The organism is Paenactinomyces guangxiensis (assembly GCF_016055185.1).
Lineage (GTDB): Bacteria > Bacillota > Bacilli > Thermoactinomycetales > Thermoactinomycetaceae > Paenactinomyces > Paenactinomyces guangxiensis.
In genome coordinates, this window is sequence record NZ_JAECVR010000006.1 from 88,831 (window position 1) to 108,542 (window position 19,712).

Annotated in this window: 18 protein-coding genes and 1 riboswitch; of the genes, 5 read left to right on the plus strand and 13 right to left on the minus strand. The window is 45.6% G+C overall.

Going from position 1 to position 19,712, the window contains the following annotated elements; all coding sequences use genetic code 11:
* Positions 1 to 84 precede the first annotated feature (84 nt).
* Complete coding sequence (locus I8U27_RS07875; protein WP_181751117.1) at positions 85 to 411, plus strand: metal-sensitive transcriptional regulator; 327 nt, start codon at positions 85 to 87, stop codon at positions 409 to 411.
* 143 nt (positions 412 to 554) lie between these two features.
* On the opposite strand, the gene I8U27_RS07880 is transcribed toward I8U27_RS07875, so the two are convergent.
* From I8U27_RS07880 to I8U27_RS07900, 5 genes are all read right to left on the minus strand, one after another.
* Positions 555 to 2,417 carry a bifunctional homocysteine S-methyltransferase/methylenetetrahydrofolate reductase gene (locus tag I8U27_RS07880; protein ID WP_181751118.1) on the minus strand — a complete coding sequence of 621 codons (1,863 nt, stop codon included), beginning with the start codon at positions 2,415 to 2,417 and terminating at the stop codon, positions 555 to 557.
* 12 nt (positions 2,418 to 2,429) lie between these two features.
* On the minus strand, positions 2,430 to 5,822 hold the full coding sequence (metH, locus tag I8U27_RS07885) for a methionine synthase (protein ID WP_374057911.1): 3,393 nt from the start codon (positions 5,820 to 5,822) through the stop codon (positions 2,430 to 2,432).
* 138 nt (positions 5,823 to 5,960) lie between these two features.
* Positions 5,961 to 6,071, minus strand: a riboswitch (SAM riboswitch).
* A gap of 84 nt (positions 6,072 to 6,155) precedes the next feature.
* Entirely contained in the window at positions 6,156 to 7,490 is a 1,335-nt protein-coding gene (locus tag I8U27_RS07890) for a helix-turn-helix domain-containing protein (protein WP_181751120.1), read from the minus strand.
* Positions 7,491 to 7,777: 287 nt separating this feature from the next.
* On the minus strand, positions 7,778 to 8,608 hold the full coding sequence (locus I8U27_RS07895) for a DUF4397 domain-containing protein (protein WP_181751121.1): 831 nt from the start codon (positions 8,606 to 8,608) through the stop codon (positions 7,778 to 7,780).
* A 129-nt stretch (positions 8,609 to 8,737) separates the two neighbouring features.
* A complete protein-coding gene (locus tag I8U27_RS07900) occupies positions 8,738 to 8,914 on the minus strand; it encodes a hypothetical protein (RefSeq protein WP_181751122.1) in 177 nt (58 codons plus the stop codon).
* Between the two features lie 192 nt (positions 8,915 to 9,106).
* Between I8U27_RS07900 and I8U27_RS07905 the strand changes: the two genes are divergently transcribed.
* Positions 9,107 to 9,877 (plus strand): sporulation protein, encoded by a 771-nt coding sequence (locus tag I8U27_RS07905; protein WP_181751123.1) that lies wholly within the window; start codon positions 9,107 to 9,109, stop codon positions 9,875 to 9,877.
* A gap of 139 nt (positions 9,878 to 10,016) precedes the next feature.
* Here I8U27_RS07905 and I8U27_RS07910 read toward each other — a convergent pair whose 3' ends face one another.
* The 6 genes from I8U27_RS07910 to I8U27_RS20955 all read right to left on the minus strand — a co-directional run bounded on the left by I8U27_RS07910 (position 10,017) and on the right by I8U27_RS20955 (position 16,272).
* The gene (locus I8U27_RS07910; RefSeq protein WP_181751124.1) at positions 10,017 to 11,021 is read right to left on the minus strand and encodes a helix-turn-helix transcriptional regulator; all 1,005 of its coding nucleotides are present in this window, start codon (positions 11,019 to 11,021) and stop codon (positions 10,017 to 10,019) included.
* A 179-nt stretch (positions 11,022 to 11,200) separates the two neighbouring features.
* Positions 11,201 to 12,526, minus strand: coding sequence for a DUF4139 domain-containing protein (locus tag I8U27_RS07915; protein ID WP_181751125.1), 1,326 nt, complete (start codon positions 12,524 to 12,526; stop codon positions 11,201 to 11,203).
* 56 nt (positions 12,527 to 12,582) lie between these two features.
* On the minus strand, positions 12,583 to 12,906 hold the full coding sequence (locus tag I8U27_RS07920) for a nucleoside triphosphate pyrophosphohydrolase (protein ID WP_181751126.1): 324 nt from the start codon (positions 12,904 to 12,906) through the stop codon (positions 12,583 to 12,585).
* Positions 12,907 to 13,174: 268 nt separating this feature from the next.
* Complete coding sequence (locus I8U27_RS07925) at positions 13,175 to 14,380, minus strand: ATP-grasp domain-containing protein (RefSeq protein ID WP_181751127.1); 1,206 nt, start codon at positions 14,378 to 14,380, stop codon at positions 13,175 to 13,177.
* Between the two features lie 427 nt (positions 14,381 to 14,807).
* The gene (locus I8U27_RS07930; protein ID WP_309506106.1) at positions 14,808 to 15,650 is read right to left on the minus strand and encodes a GNAT family N-acetyltransferase; all 843 of its coding nucleotides are present in this window, start codon (positions 15,648 to 15,650) and stop codon (positions 14,808 to 14,810) included.
* 499 nt (positions 15,651 to 16,149) lie between these two features.
* Positions 16,150 to 16,272, minus strand: coding sequence for a hypothetical protein (locus I8U27_RS20955; RefSeq protein ID WP_258567744.1), 123 nt, complete (start codon positions 16,270 to 16,272; stop codon positions 16,150 to 16,152).
* Between the two features lie 191 nt (positions 16,273 to 16,463).
* Between I8U27_RS20955 and I8U27_RS07935 the strand changes: the two genes are divergently transcribed.
* The 3 genes from I8U27_RS07935 to I8U27_RS07945 are packed head-to-tail and all read left to right on the plus strand — an operon-like array spanning position 16,464 to position 18,306.
* A complete protein-coding gene (locus I8U27_RS07935) occupies positions 16,464 to 16,847 on the plus strand; it encodes a GntR family transcriptional regulator (protein WP_181751128.1) in 384 nt (127 codons plus the stop codon).
* Entirely contained in the window at positions 16,847 to 17,542 is a 696-nt protein-coding gene (locus I8U27_RS07940) for an ABC transporter ATP-binding protein (RefSeq protein WP_181751237.1), read from the plus strand. The genes I8U27_RS07935 and I8U27_RS07940 overlap by 1 nt, the downstream gene beginning before the upstream one ends.
* Positions 17,539 to 18,306 (plus strand): hypothetical protein, encoded by a 768-nt coding sequence (locus tag I8U27_RS07945; protein ID WP_181751129.1) that lies wholly within the window; start codon positions 17,539 to 17,541, stop codon positions 18,304 to 18,306. The genes I8U27_RS07940 and I8U27_RS07945 overlap by 4 nt, the downstream gene beginning before the upstream one ends.
* 202 nt (positions 18,307 to 18,508) lie before the next feature.
* On the opposite strand, the gene I8U27_RS07950 is transcribed toward I8U27_RS07945, so the two are convergent.
* Together I8U27_RS07950 and I8U27_RS07955 are read right to left on the minus strand one after the other, a co-directional pair.
* Entirely contained in the window at positions 18,509 to 18,988 is a 480-nt protein-coding gene (locus tag I8U27_RS07950; protein ID WP_181751130.1) for a DinB family protein, read from the minus strand.
* A gap of 271 nt (positions 18,989 to 19,259) precedes the next feature.
* Entirely contained in the window at positions 19,260 to 19,667 is a 408-nt protein-coding gene (locus I8U27_RS07955) for a sensor histidine kinase (RefSeq protein ID WP_181751131.1), read from the minus strand.
* Between the last annotated feature and the right edge of the window lie 45 nt (positions 19,668 to 19,712).

Here is a 19,712-nt window from a genome sequence, read left to right on the forward strand (position 1 = left end):
TTCCGGACGTTTTTCCTTATAAGCATACTTACATCCCCCCTGGCGGGTAGAGTAGAATAAGAGCAACAGAAAGGTGTGATGTAAATGGAAACAGAAAACACACGACATGAATCCCACTGCTCTGATTCCGGTAACAGAAAAAGCCACCACCCTGATAAGCTAAAAAACAATCTGATCACCCGCCTGAATCGGATTGAAGGCCAGATCCGGGGGATAAAACGATTAATTGAAGAGGATACCTATTGTGATGATGTACTCAACCTGATTGCAGCGGTTCAATCGGCTCTTAACAGTGTGGGGAGCCTGTTGCTTGAAAATCATATGAAAAGCTGTGTCATCGAACGGATTCATGAAGGAGACCAGGAAGTGATTGATGAGTTGATGGTGACGGTAAAAAAGCTGATGAGATAGCGGGCAGGGAATTGTGCAGTGATTGGCTGACTAAATCAATAAAAGATCCCCTTGCCTGCTTAACTAACACGTTTTTCCGAACAGAAAAGCTCATAGAGAAAAAGCGATGCCCCCGTAATACAAAAAGGTCATCGCTTTTCTTGTTATGAAACCTGTGCGGCGGCGCGCTTGTGATCTTTCCGGCGAATATAGCTGGTCAGTTCCACGGTCATCTGCCAGAAGGAGAAAGGGGTAATCAGGTATATGCCCCGGAACTTTTCCATGGCCACATCCAGCAGGTTTTTGGTGATTTCCACCCCTTCTCTCCGGGCTGATTCTTTATCGGTTTGCGCTTCCATCCGCTGTAACACGCTCTGCGGAATCTTAATGCCGGGAACTTCGTTGTGTAAGAACAGCGCATTCCGGTATCCGGTTAAAGGCATGATCCCGATAAAGGTGGGGATTCCTACATCTTTCGTCGCCTCATACACATCCAGGATTCCTTTTTCGTCATAGACCGGCTGGGTCATGATAAAGTCGGCACCGGCAGCTACTTTTTTCTCCAGCCGCCTTACCGCCGCATCCAGTTGACGGACATGGGGATTAAAAGCAGTGCCGACGACAAAGCTGGCTTTTTGTTTTAACTGTTTGCCTGAAAACGAGATCCCTTCATTTAACTGTTTCACCATGCGAATCAGCTCAAATGAAGTAACATCATAAATGGAACTGGCTCCCGGCAAATCGCCGACACGGGTCGGGTCTCCGGTGATCACAAGAATTTGGTCAATTCCCAGGGCATGAAGCCCCATCAGATGGGATTGCTGGCCAAGTAAATTCCGGTCCCGGCATGCCACGTGTACGAGCGGTTCAATCCCCAGTTGTGATTTTAAAATCGCTCCTGCGGCCAGATTGCTCATGCGGGCTGTGGCCAGAGAATTATCTGCCATCGTAATCGTATCCACGCCCGCCTGGTGGAGACGTTCCGCCCCGGCTAAAAATCCGGAGATATCCAAACCTTTGGGGGTGTCAAATTCACAGATGATGGTCCGCCCGTATTTGACCTTATCTACGACGGTTGGCTTTTTCCTTGCCGTTTCTGCATGTTCCGCCCCTGTCACTTCAATCTGCCGCAATTCAGGATTGACCCTCTGAACCGGCTTTTTACCGGCAAGAGCGGCCGCCACCCGGCGAATATGGTCGGGAGTGGTCCCGCAGCATCCCCCGAGCAGCCGAACCCCCTGCGCCACCAGTAAGTCTGCTGTCTCCTCAAAATAACCCGGAGAGGATTTATATTTAAACTCTCCATCACTCACTCCCAACCTTCCGGCATTGGGGAAGGCAGATAAGATCAAGTGTTCCGGCACCACTGTTTTCTCTAAACTGCGCAAAATCTCCATCGGGCCGAGCCGGCAATTCAACCCGACTCCATCCACGCCGTGCCGGGCTAAGATTTGAAATGCCTCAGATAAGGAAAAGGCATCTCTTGTACGCCCTACTTCAATTGTGGACAGTTGTGCGATCAGCGGCAGGTCGGTCAGGGGACGAATCGCATCAACAGCAACCAGCACTTCTTTAAGATCCAAAAAGGTTTCCAGCAGGATTCCGTCCACTCCGGCATGCAGAAGAGCAGTGGCTTGTTCTTCATACATATCCCGATATTCATCTTCATCAAAGGCCAGGACCCGCCCGGCACAAATGGAACCGATCGATCCCACCACATAGGCGTCTTCACCCACTGTATTGCGGGCCAGTTTGACAGCTTCCCGGTTTATCCGCGTTACTTTGCTCTCCAGTCCATAGCGTGTGAGGCGCTCCCGGTTGGCCCCGTAGGTATTGGTTTCAATCAGACGGGCCCCGGCTTCGTAGTAGGCTTTATGGACATTGGCAATGAAAGCGGGGTTGCTCAGCACCAATTCTTCATTGCAATGCCCAATCGACACCCCCTGCTGATACAGATAGGTGGCCATCGCTCCGTCTCCCGTGACTAATGAATCGGATAAATGCTCTTTTAACGGTCTCTTTTTCACTTTGTTCCCTCCTCACACCGCGTTGAAGTAACGTGCTTGCGGGTGTGAGAAAACCATCGCCGAAACAGAAGCTTCCGGTTCCATCATGCACCCGTCCGTCAATTCAATCCCAATCTCTTCCGGCCGCAGCAGCCGAAACAATTTTTTCTGATCTTCCAGATCCGGACAGGCCGGGTATCCGAAAGAGACACGAATCCCCTGGTAGCGGGCGCCAAACCGCTGCTTCATCGTCATTTCCGCCGGATCGGGAAATCCCCAGCGATCCCTCATCACATGGTGCAAACGTTCGGCAAATGCTTCAGCCAATTCCAGAGCCAGTGCTTGAATCATATGGGAGTGAAGATAGTCGCCGCTATTTTTCCACTGCTCAGACAGTTCTCTCACTCCAACCCCCGCTGTGACTGCCAGAAATCCGACAAAATCCATCACACCCGATTCCACCGGGCGCAAAAAGTCGGCCAGGCACAGGTACGGCGGCTGAGTTTGACGCGGGAAGGAAAAGCATTCCAGTATGACACCGGTGTCCTCCGGATCATAGATAAAAATATCATTCCCCTCTGCCTGGGCGGGGAAAAACTGATACATTCCCTGGGGACGGATCAGCCGGTCTCTCATGACATGCCGGAGCAAATCATCAACCTTTCCCTTAAGCTCTACCGCTTTTTCGTCCCCTTCTTTCAGAAGTTGCTCTACATTGCCGCGCAGTCCAAGGTGTTTCCCCAGCAACATCTGCTCATTGAGATAAGGCTGCAGGTGGGTAAGAGGAAAGTCGCGGTAGACGTGACGTTCAAAGTCCGGTGGCGTAAACACAGGTGCCTCACGGTCCACCGAACCTCTTACCGATGAAGAGGAAACACTTCCAGCCCCCTGCTCCTTTTTCTCCGCCCTCTCAATGGCTGACAGGCTGCTCCGGCGAAGTTCTTCCACCAGCGCTTCCCTTTCTTCCGAACTGATCAACCGGTTCGCCAGTTCCAAACCGTTCATCGCATCTTTGGCGTAAAGTACAGGTCCGCCATACTCCGGAGCAATCCTTGTTTCCGTAAATTTGCGGGATAAAGCCGCCCCCCCGACCAGCAATGGAACATCAATCCGGGCAGCTTTTAAATCCTGCGCGGTAATCACCATCTGTTGCGCCGATTTAACCAGCAGCCCGGACAAACCAATGGCGTCCGGCTTTTCCCTGCGGGCGGCTTCAATCAGCTGTTCCGGCGGCACTTTAATTCCCAGATTGACCACCTCGTAGCCGTTGTTGGATAAAATAATCTCCACCAGATTTTTGCCGATATCATGCACATCCCCTTTTACGGTTGCGAGTATGATTTTCCCTTTGCTGTTGGTTTCAGTTTTATCCATGTGCGGTTCCAGAAAAGCCACAGATGCTTTCATCACTTCGGCGCTCTGCAACACTTCAGCAACGATCAGCTGATTATCATTAAACAGCCTCCCTACTTCATCCATTCCGGACATGAGGGGACCATTGATGATTCCCAGCGGAGTATCCTTTTGCAGGGCTTCCTCCAGATCCTCAATCAGGCCATCCTTGCTCCCTTCGACAACATATCGGGCCAGTCTCTCCTCCAGAGAGAGGTTGCTGATCGGCTTTTTCTCTTCAACTTTTTTCTCACGGTAAAAAGCGGTAAACTTTGCCAGCACTTCGTCGTAATTATCATGGCCGGTCTCAAACAAAAGCTGATGGGACAAGCGGCGTTCCTCTTCGGGAATGGAGGCGTATCTCTCTAACTTTTCTGTATTGACGATGGCATAATCAAGTCCTGCCTTCGTGCATTCATACATATAAACGGCATTTAATACTTCGCGGCCCGCACCGGGGAGACCGAAGGAAACATTGGATACGCCGAGAATGATGGAGCACTCCGGCAAATCTTCTTTAATCATGCGAATCCCTTCAACCGTTTCCAGCGCAGAGCCGATATACTGCTCATCCCCTGTGCCAACCGGAAAGACAAGCGGGTCAAAAATGATATCCTGGGGATGAAGTCCGTACTTGTTGACCAACAGGTCATAAGAGCGTCTGGCTACCTCCAGCTTCCGCTCCCTGGAAACGGCCATTCCTTGCTCATCAATCGTTCCCACAACCACTGCCGCCCCATAGCGATGGATGAGGGGAACAACTTCGGCAAAGCGTTCTTCGCCATCTTCCAGATTGATCGAATTGATAATTGCTTTTCCCTGTGAATAGGTGAGGGCACGGTCAATCACTCTGGCATCTGTTGAGTCGATCATCAGGGGAACTTTCACTTTTTTCGTGACAAATTCTAAAAACCTCTCCATGTCATTTAATTCGTCCCGGTCGGGGTCAGCCAGACAGATATCAATAATCTGCGCTCCGCCTTTCACCTGTTTGCGGGCGATTTCTGATGCTTCTTCATACTTTCCTTCGGCAATCAAGCGCTTAAATTTGCGTGAACCAATCACATTGGTACGCTCACCAACCAGGAGCGGCCGGTTGTCTGTCTCCAAATAGACAGGTTCAATTCCGGATACAGCGGGAGGGTGGCTGCTGACAGGTTGCCGCGGCTGTTTATCTTTCATCACTTCAGCAATGGCCCGGATATGTTCCGGAGTGGTTCCGCAACAGCCCCCCGCCATGTTCAACCAGCCGGCATCGGCAAAGTCAGCCAGCTTCCGCGCCAACGCCTGGGGAGTCTCCAAATAGTTTCCATTCTCATCGGGAAGGCCGGCGTTTGGATAGCAACTGACCGCACAACTGGCCAGACCGGATAAGGTCCGGATATGATCTTTCATAAACTCAGGGCCTGTAGCACAGTTCAACCCAACCAACACCGGATTCAGATGTTCAATGGATAGATAAAAAGCTTCGATATTTTGCCCTGCCAGCATCGTTCCCATCGGCTCAATCGTACCGGAGATCATGATCGGAATTTCTTTCCCCAACTCCGAAAATGCCCGGCGAATCCCGATGCTCCCCGCTTTGACGTTTAGTGTATCCTGGGAGGTTTCCAGCAGAAGGAGATCCACTCCCCCCTGGATTAATGCTTTCGCTTGCCGATAATAGGAGTCGACCAGCTCATCAAAAGTAACTCCTCCTGTCACTGACAGTGTTTTCGTTGTCGGCCCCATCGCTCCCGCCACATATCTGGGATATTCAGGAGTTGACCATTTATCCCGCATCTCTACTGCACAACGGGCTGCAGCCAGATTGATTTCTTCCGTATAATGCTGAAGATCATACTCGGCAAGCACCACCGGAGTTGCACCGAAGGTATTGGTTTCAACAATATCTGCCCCTGCTCTGTAGTAGGCATCATGAATGTTGCGAATCACATCAGAACGGGTGAGATTGAGAAATTCGTTGCATCCGTCATACTCTTCCCCGCCAAAATCCCGGGCCGTCAGATTTGCCTGCTGAAGCATCGTTCCCATTGCCCCGTCCAAAATGAGAATCTTCTCTTTGAGCCGCTCCGCAACCGTCTTTTTCTTCACAATCTTCATCCTCTTCTCTGTATAATAAAAACGCCTTCCATCCCTGAAAGATGAAAGGCGTTGGTCTCCGCTCTTGAACTCTCATCTTTCAGAGAAAACTCTCTGCAGGAATTGGCACCTCATTGGATGTCAGATCCAACCGGTTGCCGGGCTTCATCGGGCCAGTCCCTCCGCCACTCTGGATAAGAGAACATATATATTTAACTAATATATAAATCTTTCGCCGAAATGTCAATGGTGTAACAAATGATATCAATTTGCGAACATCCGGCTTTACCAGGAACTGAACAAACTCTCTTCACAATTTAAATGACGTTGCGCTTGATACATCAGTTCTGTGGCTTCCCTAAACTCTTCCACTTTTCCAAGCTGTTCGTAACAGTCAGCCAGCTCATAATAACCCAGCCATACGTTTTGGTAAAATTGACGTTCTTCCGCGACCAGAACCGCCTGCAACAAATACTTTATCGCCTCAGACAAATTTCCCGTCTTTTTCAACAAGCGCCCCATCAGCAGAAGGGCAACATTAAGCTGCCAGTGATCTTTCAGGCTTTTTCCCCATTTGATCGCCTGTTCAAGAATCTCCCGGGACTGGTCTGTCTTTCCTTGCAACAGATATAAACGACCCAGAGAACAATAGGCACGGAGCAACTCATGCCTGTCGGAAATCTGGTCTTCCAGCTCCAACACAAACTCAAAACATGTCTCAGCGTCATCGAAATTGGAAAGTTCCGTGTACACGCTTCCTAATGTAGTCCAAAGCTTAAACATCTCATTAAAGTATCTGCTGTTCACCGCCAGCCGGATCCCTTCGCGCGCATACCGAACAGAATCACGGTGCAATCTCATCCGGCGGAACAGATCAGCGCGCAGGGCATACAAGTTGAGTACTACATCCTTGTCCTGAATGTGCGGAATTGAGCCCCACAAATCATCCAGGCTTTTCAACGCTTCATCGACCCGGCCGAGCTTTTCCAGATAAACAACCTGCTTCATTTTCAAGTTATACTTGATTTGATTGAAGCGGTCCGCGTCTTCCCGTAAAACTTCCAGCCCCCGCTCAACAAACTTAAGGGCTTGCTCCCAGTTGCTTTGTGCAGAACGGCAATAGGCCAGTTGATCATAGATGGAGGCTTCCAGATTGGTTTTCTGTGAAGAAGGATCTTGTTGGGCTAAGCGAATCGCTTCGCTCAGCTCACGCTCCGCTTTTTTCCAATCTCCTTTTTGAATATAACATTTTCCCTTTAACAGATGGACAGTGGCCTGATGGCGGGAAAACATTGATTCTGGGATTCCGGATAACAGCGTGAGAGCCCGTGCAACCTTCCCCACTTTGATCATGGTCTCAATTGCAGTAAATTTCAACTGCATACTCTCCAGATTTTCGCTTTCCTTATCCATCATTTGCGGAATTTCGCTCAAATCCAGATCCAGTTTGCCCATTAGATACAAGACTTTGTCCTTATTGACGTGAGGAACGCCCCGTTCAATATTGCTGATTGTTGCCGTAGATATATGATTATCTGAGAGATCCTCAAGTCTTAAGCCTCGCTCTTTTCTGACTTTACGGATAAATTTTCCAATTTCGTTGATTTCTAAAACATTCAACCTCAATCTTCCTTTCGGAATTCTTCTTATTCCTAGTTTAATCGATCACTGGCATTTAATAAATAAATAACTGGAATATTTAGGAGTGTAAATTTTCCCAACAGTTGCTTTTTGCATATTGCAGATTTTGACCACCTGGCTTTACAGCCACTTCCCAATATCACTTGGTCAGGAAATGTTCTCTATCCAAAAAAAATAACCGGGCAAACCTGATCCCCGGCTCATATTTCCTTTTTTGTGGTGAGGCCAACCCGAGATAAAGGACTGTTGCCAGCATGCCAAAAGGCTTACCTTCTCAGGGATTGGTCCCTTAAAACCAGTGCAGACATTTGTCTGTTTGGACAAATGGCGATGATGGTATACGCTTTTCCCGGTCGGAAATGAACATCGGGAGTCGTTGCAAGCACCCCATCAGTCTTGGCCTGCCTTATCAGTAAGCGGGTTCTTACCGGCGGGAGGGCGAAATACTCCATTACCTCTTGATATGTAACGTCCGGGAAGAGGACCGTTCCGTCACGAAGAGACAGGTCCAACACAGGCCCCCCCTCTGCAAGGTGAATAAACCTTACTCCCGCCTCGCCGCTCATCTGTGCAGGGTATTCCGGATAAGGGAGCAGCCGCAGGTTCCATGGATATGCTACTTCGCTGTCCACCAGAGCGATCAGGTAGTTTTTCTCCCGTTCGAGCACAGCAGTTTGCCTGAGTAAAGGCCTGGTTCCTTTTCTTCCCGCCGGATATAGATCAAATCGTTTCTCCCCCGCCGGTAAGCGTAAATACCGGGTGGCCACTCCATAAGGAAGGCTTCTGGCAAGAAGCTGGCCGTCAATGTATACATCTACAGGAGTTTTCTGCTCATTCACGGATGCATGCAACAAGCGTATATTTACCGGCTCGTGGGAAACCTGTGCCCGGTTCAAAAAGAAGTATGAGGACGGATAAGGGGGGAACGGAGGCTTGGGAGGCTTCACCCCTTTTTCCTTTTCATAAGCAGCCACAAACTTCTTCGTGTATTCATAGTATTTTCGTTTATACTCATGATACAATTTTGAGTTTCTGTATTTGTAATAGTCCGCTAATCCCTTATATAAATTGGCCTTTTCCAGGTATTCATTCCACATCGATTTAAAGGCACTCCTCTGCAAATATCTGTTTTGTTACCAGTCTATGCGGAAGTCTATAAAAGTGAACTAAAATTTAAACAAGAGATTTATCTTTTTAATCTATAAAAAAGAAGAGCAAGGAATTTTCTATTCCTGCCCCCTGTTCTCTTTCAGTGTCTGATCTTTTTCGTAAGCTTCTACAAGCTTTTCCAGGTATTTATCATATTTCCGGCGGTAAGTTTTGTATGAAGTATAGTTCCTGTATTTATAAAAGTCCGCTAATATTTTGTACATATTTGCTTTGTACAGGTACTCTTTCCACATTGCTTTTGTCCTCCCCGTGTGGCCCAATCCGTATACCCTATGCCTCCGCACCGGGGGAGGTGAAAAATCAGAATCGCTATGGCAGGTTCAGATCCATCATATTTTTTGAATTATTCACGTTACATGAATAGAATCTCTTACATGTATGCTAAGATTATTTTATACTTCAAATTGATTTGAGGAGGTACACTGATGTTTAAAACCTTACTGGCATCTGCCGGTGTCGGAGCAGCCAGAATTGATCTAGTGTTGGATGATTCCAAAGTGACGATGGGCGAAACCGTTGCAGGAAAAATCATCGCCGTTGGCGGAAGTACAGAGCAAAAAGTAGATGAGCTTACCGTAAAGTTCAACATGGAATCCTATCACGGCAAAAATTTAAACACGATTCAAAGGGAGATTGCCAGCATCGAAGTAACAGATGATGATTTTGTCATCCGGCCCGGTGAGGAAAAAGTTTTTCCGTTCCAATTTGACTGCCCCTTTACCCTTCCGGTTTCATCTGTCAGTACCAAATACTATTTTGACACCAATTTGGAGATTAAATGGGGGAAAGATTCCAAGGACCGGGATTATATTGATGTGTTGCCCGCCGGTTTCCTGAAAAACTTTCTCGATGGTTTTCAACTGTTAGGCTTTAAACCGAAATGGGAAGGCCTACTCGAAGATGACGGCAAATTCTCTCAACTGATTCAATTCCAGCCAGTCAAACAGTTCCGGGACGATTTTGAGGAGGTAACTTTTATCTACCAAACCAGAAAAACCTACAAAGGAGTCAAAGGCTATTTTGAATTTGATGCCAATACAACCGGCGATCATTCCGTCCTGATCGATATGCTCAATTTGGACGAGATGAGTGGAAAGTTTAAATTTGACGCCGACGACTTAGCCACTCCTGAAAAAGCGAAAGAGAAAATAGAAGCATTGGTCAAAAAAAGCTTAACTCAGATTGAAATGAAGTAAATACATAAAAGCAGGGACTGAGTCGCATCATTGTGTCCCTGCTTTTTCTCCGTATTTATCCCCCGTCTCAAATGCCTTTTTCCGATTTTGAAAACGCCCCTGCTAATCATCACCCCGTATAAGATTTTGTGAATCCTGCCTAACCTGAATGGTAGAGCTCATACATTTTTTTCGTTTCAGCTATAACATCCTCTACAAGCTCCTGTGGCGACAACACTTTTGCTTTAGAACCCCAGGTTAAAATCCAGTTTACAAGCCCCTGGCTCACCTTGGCATTGGTAGTCACAATAAAATAGTTATCCTGCAGTTTCTCGATAAACACATCTTTGCCAAACCGGTCAAAAACCACATTGACAAAATTATTGTCATCGTTTTCAAACTGAATTTGAATCGGTTTTTCTTCTCCGTGAAACATATGGAACGTTTTATTTACATAATCGGCAACATTGAATAACTCTCTACTAAAAGATTGATTCGTCATTTCCACCTTTCTCATGCGGTCTACCCGATAGTGGCGAAAGTCCTTTTCTTCACCGTATTTTGCAACGAGATAATAATTATTTTGCCACCAGACGAGAGCATACGGCTTCACTTCATACCACTCGCCGTTCTTTTTTAATACAAACTCTTTATCCAGATTATACTTTCCGTACTGAAAGCGAATCATCTGCATTTCCGAACAGGCAGTGTAAATCGTATCAACATAATACTTCAGCTTTTGGTTTTCCGCCTTATTGACCGAGTCCAGATGCTTGATTTGCTCGTCCAGCTTTTTGGATACATGGCAGCTCGTTTGTTTTTGTAACTTTTTAATTAATGTTTTTGCGTCTTCCTTTGTAATAAAGTAGGAATACATTACGGCATCTATGAGCATGCGCAATTCGTGCAGTTCAAACAGGCGATGGGGATAGCTGTACAGTTTCTGTCCAAACTTGCCTTTGCTTTCAATAATATCAATGCCAATCTCTTGTAATGCTTTAATATCTGAAATAAGGGCTTTTTTCCCTACCGAAAAATTCTGGTCAAATTCCACGATCAGCTTTTGCTCAAGATCAGCCAGACTGAGTTGATGTTCTTCGTCCGTCTCCCTTTCCAGAATTTCCAATAACTTTAACAGTCGTGCTTTTCCGCTGATATCTTTCATCATAGCCTCCAGATCTGTAGAATCCTTAGAAGAGTTTTATTCATAAAAGCTTTAAAATATTTTGTGATCACTAGCGGGTTTACCGGTTTAACAAAATAATACTGCATGACAGCTCCGATCATTTTACTACAAAAAACAGGAGCTGTCCTGATCAGACGCTCCCCATTTTTCAATCATCTTTATTCTTCATCATTGACATTAACTTGAATGGACCGGGGGATTCGATACTTAAATTCAATTGTTTTGCTTTCCTCCGGTTCTACTTCCGCCCAGAAGAGAATCGTCCCGGAATCCTCAGCCACGTATGGGTCGCTATAATCAACTATCTCCCAGTTCTCCCGGCAAAAATCGTGATTGATTTTAACACGGATCTTTTCCTGCTTATTATTTCTTACTGTGTATACAAACTGTTCGTATTGATACCCCTTTTTCTTATAGCTATTCACTTTTTTGCCTTCACAGTTAATATCAAATGCCTTTCCGATATGCAGCGTCAGTTTTTCATTGACGGCTGTATGGTCAATTCCTTCTTCCCCGATTAACTCCATGCTCCCGTCCGCAGGATCTTCACTGTATACTTTAACTTTTCCTTTTGGCAAGGGGATGCCAAGACCTTCACTCTCTTTATTTACAAATTCAATGATAATTTTGGGCTTGTCTTCATCATAAAGACTATACTCATAATACCGGCGAAACGGAACCTGATCGATTTTCAAAAAGTTCATCTGCTTGGACTGTTGATTTTTCAGTGTAGTTGTCTCGTTAAAGCTATAAAGATGATAGTCTTGAAAGCTTTTTTCTTTAATATTTTGGGTTTCTCCCAACCTGTCTCTCCCCCTCGGCCGGGAAAATACCGGCATCTCCAGCAGGTCAAAATGATCATTCACTCTTTTCACATCACCGGCCAATAACTTTAACCTGCTATTTTCAAAGGTAGCCCCCGAATGGTTATTGATGCTTACCCAGCCGGACAGATCAAAGGTGTTCCCTTTTAGGTTTAGTACATAATTCGCATTCCAGGAAAATCCTTTTGTGATATAGTAAACATGTACGGTTCGAGCCGCGGAAGGTTTAATCTTCCACACCAGACCGGGCTTCACGATGAGTCCGCTTGGCAGCTTGGGAAGGGTTAATTCACCCTCGGGATTGATGACGATCTCCCTGGTCGCTGTATTTTCAACAACCATCCCGTCACCGACACTCAATAACCGGTATTCTGTTTTCTCTTTTGTTTCCGGGTCGTAAATATAAACCTTTTGATCAATATACTTCTCCAACAATTTTTCTTTACTGACAAGATCAAACTCGTAATTTAATTCCTGAATATCCAGTCCGTCAACCACGATGGAATCTGTTTCAATTTTCTCCGCAACATCGAGGTACCGAATCTCAAGGTCTTCTTCTGATAAATTCATCTCTCTCGTTTCCTTCACTAAGCCAAAGCCGTCATTGTAAATGGTGAGAGAGAGTTGCCTGGTATCATTTTTCGTAGACAGGTATGGCATGAAGAGGCCCCCTGATCTTTTAAAGTAGCCGATTGGGCGATTTTCGCATGATTGACTCAATCTGTAACCTCTTTTAAGAACAGCTTTTTGGCAAATTCACCGTGCTTCTTGGCTTTCTCATGCCGGATTTGTTCCAGCTGGTCCGTAGAAGAACCGTGAACGGCAGCGAGCGCATAGACCAACTCCATGATATCGGCCAACTCCGCCAGCGCTTCTTCGTCATTTGTGACAGCCTTATACTCTGCCAGTTCCTCATATAACTTTTTCCTGGCTTCTACTATGTATTCTTCATTGGAAAGCGCTCTAACAACAGCTTTTTTGCCGGATGCGGCAATCACCTCAGGAATTTTGTCACGGATGAGTTTGTTGTAGACAGGCATCACTCACCCCCATTTCATTTGTACCTTGCTGTAAAGAATGTATCAATATTTCCCTAATAATATTAATTATATCAAAAATGTTTATTTCTTAATATTTTATTCTCCCCATTTTTCCTACCATCCTTCAACAGTGAAGTCCGCATTACAATCAGCAAAAAACAGCCGGGACAGAATGGGGTTCCTCTGTTCCCGGCTGTTTTTTCGCGAGTGCAAAAGCAGGCAAAACAAAAAAGCCCTGCATACGACAGGGCCTATGTTATACCTCCCATTAATCCCATACCATCTTATTCTCAAGAAACTCGGCAATATCCTGGATCCGCTGAACCACCTGCTGTTCGGTGTTTCCTTTAACCACCAGTGTCAACACATAATCTACACTTGTATGTGCTCCAGTAAAACTTTGCCCCGGTTTTGCCAGCACATTGTACTCTGTCACCCAGTGGGGTAACTCCTGCCATGTGGGCGCCCCCTGAAAAACTCCATGTTTGGGGGGCAAACCGATAAACCCAAATTGTGTTTTGGGGCCTTCCCTCTGTAAAAATCTTTCCGAAACATCTGTTTTTAATCCGCACTGTGCCTGCACTGATAATTTGGTAAGATCAACATCGAAAGCCTGCCGGTACTCTTCTATAATTCGGGAACCACCTGTCCGACAAGCGATTTCGCAAGTGATCAACTCATCCTGAGGAGTATGAAATATTTCAGCATGAAAGGTGGTGTTGGCAGGAGTGGGGAGAATTTGTAAGATAGAAATAACTTCGTTGCGAAGCCGTTCTGTGAGTGGATTTTGAGGTGCAAGGAGATAGCTGCCCAGATACTTCCCATCATGGAACGCCAGACAGTCATTAAAATACTTGGACGGCCAACAATGGATAAACTTTCCGCCCAAAACCAAGCCGTCGATATGATACATTTCGCCTTCAATAAACTCTTCTACGATCAGATTGGAAGCTAATCCTTGAGAAAGATATTCAATCGTCTCTTCTCTGTTTTTAAGAATGGCTGTATTTCTGGAGCCCATTCCGTCTACAGGTTTGACTACCACCGGATAACCATGTTGCTTGATAAATTTGTATAAATCAACCGCCGTTTCTAACATCGCAAAAGCAGGCACTTTGATATTCGCCCTGCTCAGGAGCGTTTTCATCTTTACCTTGTCCCGAAATGCCAGCGCACTCTCCCACGATTGCCCTTCAATCCCCAGAAACTCCCTTAGTTTTGCTGCCCTCAGAATATCACGCTCAGCTGTGGCAATCACTGTAGAGTACGGAACCTGCTCATACAATTCAAGAGCCATAAATTCTACGGCGTTGTTTGTATCATAATTTTCAAAAGCGTGTACTTGTGTATAGCCCGTGAATCCAGTTTCCTGTTTCTTGTCCGTAAACAAATACAAGTCTTCATCCAGATCCTTTAACCATTGCTCATAAGGGACATCGGAGTGCGACAATCTGTTGAAAATTAAAATAGCCACAACCTTCGCTTCCCCCTTTTATATTGACTTGCAAACTAATCCGGCTTTAAGGGTAAATCACGAAAAATTAATGAAAATTTAACCGCTTAAACCTTCAAGCATATCGGGGATTAGTTAAACCGAACATGGATCACACAGGGCCATCTTCATACGCAATCAATTCAAAATCAAGCCTGAACAATTGGTTAACAGTTCTCTTGTTAAAGAGTCAGTCATTTAATATTATAAAAAAATATGATATTTTTGTCTATAAAATTATTTATTTTAAATAGAATTTGTTGTTCTAATGCTTGTCTTAATCTCCAATCTACTAAACACCTTCCTTACCTTTTTATCAAAGCGTTGGCATCTGATTTTAATATGAAAAATTAGCCAATGATTGTTGAAAATGTTGGCGGGGAAAAAAATATATTATCCGCAACCCAGGTCATGAGGATTTTTGCATTTCATAAAAATTGACCGGTATCTCTTGATTGATATTTTTAATAAAGTTCGTAACTTCCCATCCCCCGGCAAAGTAGTGGGTAAAAACGGCACGGGTTTTCAGCCGCCATTGCCTGGCCACTGAGATATCTATTTCTTTTAAGTGTTGGAATTTTGCCGGAATCGCCACATAGACGGTATCATATTTTTCAGCCATTGAGAGGTCTATCTGATCAGCGACAGGTAATCCTCTCTCATTCACTCTCCATTGAATCACACAGGCATTCCCGGCCTCTTGGACCTTATTTTCCCCGACTCTCCTCCGGGTTTCCTCCGGCCGGTTGATCCGCCACTCCACCTGAAACCTGTCGGATGGCAAGCCGCTGTTAAGGTGGTCGTTCATTTCACCATAACAATTTTCAATATATGTTGAACAGACAGCCCCTAACTTCCCGATGTTCAGATAGCCGTTTATACTTTCCAGCGGGTCATAGGTCCATCTGATTAAGGAATACCCCATCTGCCGTGCCTGTTCCCGCTGAGCATGCTTTAGCTTTTCACCAATTCCCCTGTTCCGAAACCGCGGATCAATGGCAAGCATATGTGAGCAAAGATAGACGGATGTTCCGTCAAAACCCGGAAAGCTGTATTGAAACCCGACGAGCTCCCCGCCGACATAAGCCCCCAGGACAAAACCGCCGTTTTTTGACACCGTCAGTGTTTGATGCACAGGAGTGGAGTCAATATTTCCCCATGTTTTGCTCTCCAGTTTCCTCACTTCCCGAAGCTCCCCGATGGATAAAAGCTGGCGAATCATAACCTTATCGCCCAGGTTTAATTTACTCACGGTTTCTCCCTCCCGGCCTGTCTGCCGTTTCCAACAGCATTTTCCTGTTGGTTCAACCATAAGGTCTCACAATTCAATTGTTTTCAGCAGTTTCGCTTAAGACCCGTTTATAGATACTTAACCTATATTTTAAACGATAAGCCTGGTTCAATCATGGCCTGAAGGCAAACATAATATATCGGTCTATCTTCATTGAGGCGGCGGTGCAATATATCTCGAATCATAAGGAAAACTCATGTCATTTCCCGGGAAATTTTGACAAGGTTTGTTCTTTTATTAAACCTTGAGAGATTTTTTCTTTACTGATTCCAGACCCCAACACACTGTTGTGATCCTGCATGAGTATTGTCTTTTCATCTGCTCCCAAATGGAAAAAGGTAAATACCCGCTTTTTGCTGTGAAAGTGCTGTGTATCACAGGGGGAGGGCAGAATTCTGTCTCGCTCCTAATCTGGACCCTGCATGGAAGTAGAGATGAAAGCTTCAAAAAGTGGACTGATTTAAGCCAAGGAACTCCTGGGAACACCCGCAATCGAATCTGCCCCTTCTTCGTCCATCCCCTTTACTTTACCCGACACCTTATCTCCGGTCGCAGACAGATCCTTTGTTCTCCATTTGTACAATAGACCAGACCACCTTTCCTATATTTTCAGACAGCGGAAACTTGATCACGCCGGCCGGACGCAACTTTCCTTTCTCATCGATGTTGGGGCCTTCTTTACTAACAGCGTATATAAAGATATAATAAATCCAAACATAAAGAGTTTGGTGTGAATTCATACACTTCATACAATAGAGCATGAAGGAGGCGGGTATGGAGAAGAAAAAGGTTGGACCCTTGATCTTTCAGTTAGATCTTTCCTTGCCCATTTATGAACAGGTGATGAAACAAATCAAACTTGCTGTAGCGAGAGGAGAGGTGGAATTGGGAACCAAGATACCGTCTGTCCGGGAGTTGGCTCAGCAGTTAAAAATCAATCCGAGTACGGTGGTGCGCGCTTATCTCGAATTGGAACGGGATGGATTGTGCGAGAAAAGGCGGGGGCAGGGAACATATATCACCACTTCCCCAGAGAGGGTGCTTCAGGTGAAAAAAGGGCTGGCGGCCGATGCGATCACTTCATTTGTAGAGACGATGAAGGCACTTGGTGTGAGCCGCGAGACAGCGGAACAATGGATTAAGGAGGCGAAGTGGTGATGGAAGCGGCGGTCGAGTTAAAACAAGTGGTCAAACAGTATGGAAAAAAACGGGTGCTTGATGGGGCGACGGTTTCATTTCAAACGGGCAAGCTGACGGGGTTGCTGGGGGAAAATGGTGCAGGTAAATCGACACTGTTTAAACTGGTGATGGGTTTGACCCAACCAACAGAGGGAGAGGTACGCGTCTTTGGACATAAACCATCCTGGAAGCTAAATGAGCGGATCGCCTATCTGGGAGACCGTTCCCGCTGGTATCCTCAGCACACGATCAGGGAAGCGCTCCGGTTTGCGGCTGCTGTTTTTCCACGCTTTGATGAGAAGCGGGCTCAGGAATATATTCAGTTGATGGAACTGGATGCAGAGGCAAAAGTAAGAAGTTTATCCAGAGGGCAGGAGGCGCGTTTACAACTGTCGCTTTGTGTGGCCAACCGGGTCGATCTAATCCTGTTGGACGAGCCGTTTGCCGGGGTTGACCTTCTGTCACGTGAGCGGATGGTCAGACTGTTGATCGATCTGATGCTGGAAAAAGAGGGGACCATGATCATCAGCACCCATGATATCCACGAAGTAGAGGGATTGTTTGACAATGTGGTATTTATCAAAGGCGGAAAGTGCATCGGCGATCAGAATGTAGAAGAGTTACGTGCCGACAGGAGCTCGATTCAAGATGAGTACAGGAGGTTGTTTGGATGAGCGTATTTTGGACGCTGGTGCAAAATGAACGTGGGGATCGCAAGCGCTTTTGGCAGTTCGTATCAGGATTAACAGTACTCACTTTGTTCATCGTCTGCGTGAGTCTCCTGTTTTTTTCAGAAGAACCGCGACACGAAGAAGTGATGGGGCTGATTTCCTTTTTATACCGGATTGAATCAATCGGGCTGTTTATCATGGTTGGCATCGTGATGAATGCCGGGAAACGTGAATGGTACCAGGGGGTCTTCAGTTGGTGGGCGGGTCTCCCTTATTCCAGAGCTATATTGCTTGGTACGGCATTGCTGATTCAGATTCTACAAACCGCTCTTTTTTTGCTGATTCTCAATGTTGCGCTGTACTTAAGCAGCCTGTTTTTATCATTTGGAATCTATATGCCGATGTCGGTCGATCATCGGCAAATGACTCAATCAACCATTCATTTTATTTATCAGGTAATTAACCTGGCTCCTATGATTATCAGCTTCGGGCTTATGTTAAGTCTGCAAGGTCATATTCAACGGGCTTTTAAGGTAGTCTCTACTTCATTTTTTTTGATTTGGATCATTCTTGTAGGTTTATACGTTCAATTTGTTGACTTTTATCTCCCACTTTTTGTGGATGAGGTATTGTTTGGCGTTCCCCAGCCCGATATACCCGATGGGTATTACTGGAACCTATTGCTTCCCCCGATTGGAAGTTGCTTAATAGCAGGGTTGATCTTTTGGTTTAACGTTTATATATTTGAACGGAAATTAGATCTTTAGATTCATATTTTTCTCAGGTCTGACACCGGCGGGTCTCGTGTGGATAGTCCCGGCCATATGAGAGATGGATTAAGACAGAATTTTTTAGATGATCACTTATCTATATTACCTCGTGGCAATCAAATAATAGAAGGAGCGCAAATCCTCAGTAAATTTGCGTTCTCTCAATAAGTTTCATATATGGAATAAATAACACTGTCCTTTACTCACTGCGAAACAAACCTCGTCCGATTACATTTGCAGAGACCGGTTGAAGCCCAAGCTCTCTCGCCCAAACTGAAAGCTGGCCAATATGATGAATCTCATGTGCGACCACATGACGTAAAACTTCACCATGAGTAAACTTGTGAAGCTGTCCATCACGCATTGGGACTGTCAATATATTGTTCTCCATCTCATCAGACCATACTTTGAGAAAGCTGTCCACCTCACCATGAAAAGTGACAGATAAGTTTCTCACTTGAGTAAGAGTCTGATAATCCTCGAATTTTCCATCAAAATCGGGCTTTCCTTGAAGCGTGCGAATCCAGCTGTATTCCACATCCACGATGTGAAAAAGAGTACGCAGCATGCTGCCAACCCCGCCCATACGCTCGCGCAATAATTCATCTTCCGGTAACTGCCCGCATAAATCGAACCACTCCTCACGCACCTGCCAGTTATAGCGAAACAATGTCAACATATGATCAGTCCTTTCGGTGAACTTAAAAGAGTACAGAGGAACAAAACCCACTACCAGTGGGATAAGCACCGCTCATATGTTCGATTATACAGAAAATTGTTGCTCTATGCAATCACATGAAGGGATTACCGAGCAACATCGTCTTTCATCCAACGATTGAAACCATGGGCTTTCAGTCGACAATTGTTGTAATCAATAAATAGTTTCGGCTCATACTTTCTTCACTCCTTCCAATTCTTCTCAGCCGGATCATTAGCAGAACTAAACTATTTCACCGCTTTACTTTTGGAAGCGAAAACTTGATGCCAAGGCCGCCGCTTACACTGTTATATGCCTGAATCTGCCCACCGTGCGCTTCAATAATACTTTTACAAATGGCTAAACCTAAACCACTGCCGCCTTTGTCTCGTGAACGGGACTTGTCGATTCGATAAAAGGATTGGAAAATCTGTGATAATTCGTTTTCCGGTATACCCGGCCCGTTGTCCCCCATACAAAAATGGACATATTTTTTGTCAGCTGTAAAGCTCATGTGAACCTTTAATGGGGGTTCCACATACTCGATCGCATTCCTCATGATATTGGCAAAAACTCTGTGAATCTTTTTTTGGTCAATGGCAATGAAATCTTTTTCGGATGCCTCGTTGCAATAAGAAAGGCCGGCTCGGTATCCTTCCAATTCCTCTTCATACTCTTTGCAGATCGAATCAAAAAACTTCCTGAT

Bases quoted from the DNA above. Each gene is read 5' to 3' on its own strand.
- I8U27_RS07895 (WP_181751121.1), bottom strand. From the start codon at position 8,608: ATGTGGAATGAATACCTGGAAAAGGCCAATTTATATAAGGGATTAGCG.
- I8U27_RS07935 (WP_181751128.1), top strand. From the start codon at position 16,464: ATGGAGAAGAAAAAGGTTGGACCCTTGATCTTTCAGTTAGATCTTTCC.
- I8U27_RS07875 (WP_181751117.1), top strand. From the start codon at position 85: ATGGAAACAGAAAACACACGACATGAATCCCACTGCTCTGATTCCGGT.
- I8U27_RS07920 (WP_181751126.1), bottom strand. From the start codon at position 12,906: ATGCCTGTCTACAACAAACTCATCCGTGACAAAATTCCTGAGGTGATT.
- I8U27_RS07915 (WP_181751125.1), bottom strand. From the start codon at position 12,526: ATGCCATACCTGTCTACGAAAAATGATACCAGGCAACTCTCTCTCACC.
- I8U27_RS07900 (WP_181751122.1), bottom strand. From the start codon at position 8,914: ATGTGGAAAGAGTACCTGTACAAAGCAAATATGTACAAAATATTAGCG.
- I8U27_RS07940 (WP_181751237.1), top strand. From the start codon at position 16,847: ATGGAAGCGGCGGTCGAGTTAAAACAAGTGGTCAAACAGTATGGAAAA.
- metH (WP_374057911.1), bottom strand. From the start codon at position 5,822: ATGGGAACGATGCTTCAGCAGGCAAATCTGACGGCCCGGGATTTTGGC.
- I8U27_RS07950 (WP_181751130.1), bottom strand. From the start codon at position 18,988: ATGTTGACATTGTTTCGCTATAACTGGCAGGTGCGTGAGGAGTGGTTC.
- I8U27_RS07945 (WP_181751129.1), top strand. From the start codon at position 17,539: ATGAGCGTATTTTGGACGCTGGTGCAAAATGAACGTGGGGATCGCAAG.
- I8U27_RS07910 (WP_181751124.1), bottom strand. From the start codon at position 11,021: ATGAAAGATATCAGCGGAAAAGCACGACTGTTAAAGTTATTGGAAATT.
- I8U27_RS07905 (WP_181751123.1), top strand. From the start codon at position 9,107: ATGTTTAAAACCTTACTGGCATCTGCCGGTGTCGGAGCAGCCAGAATT.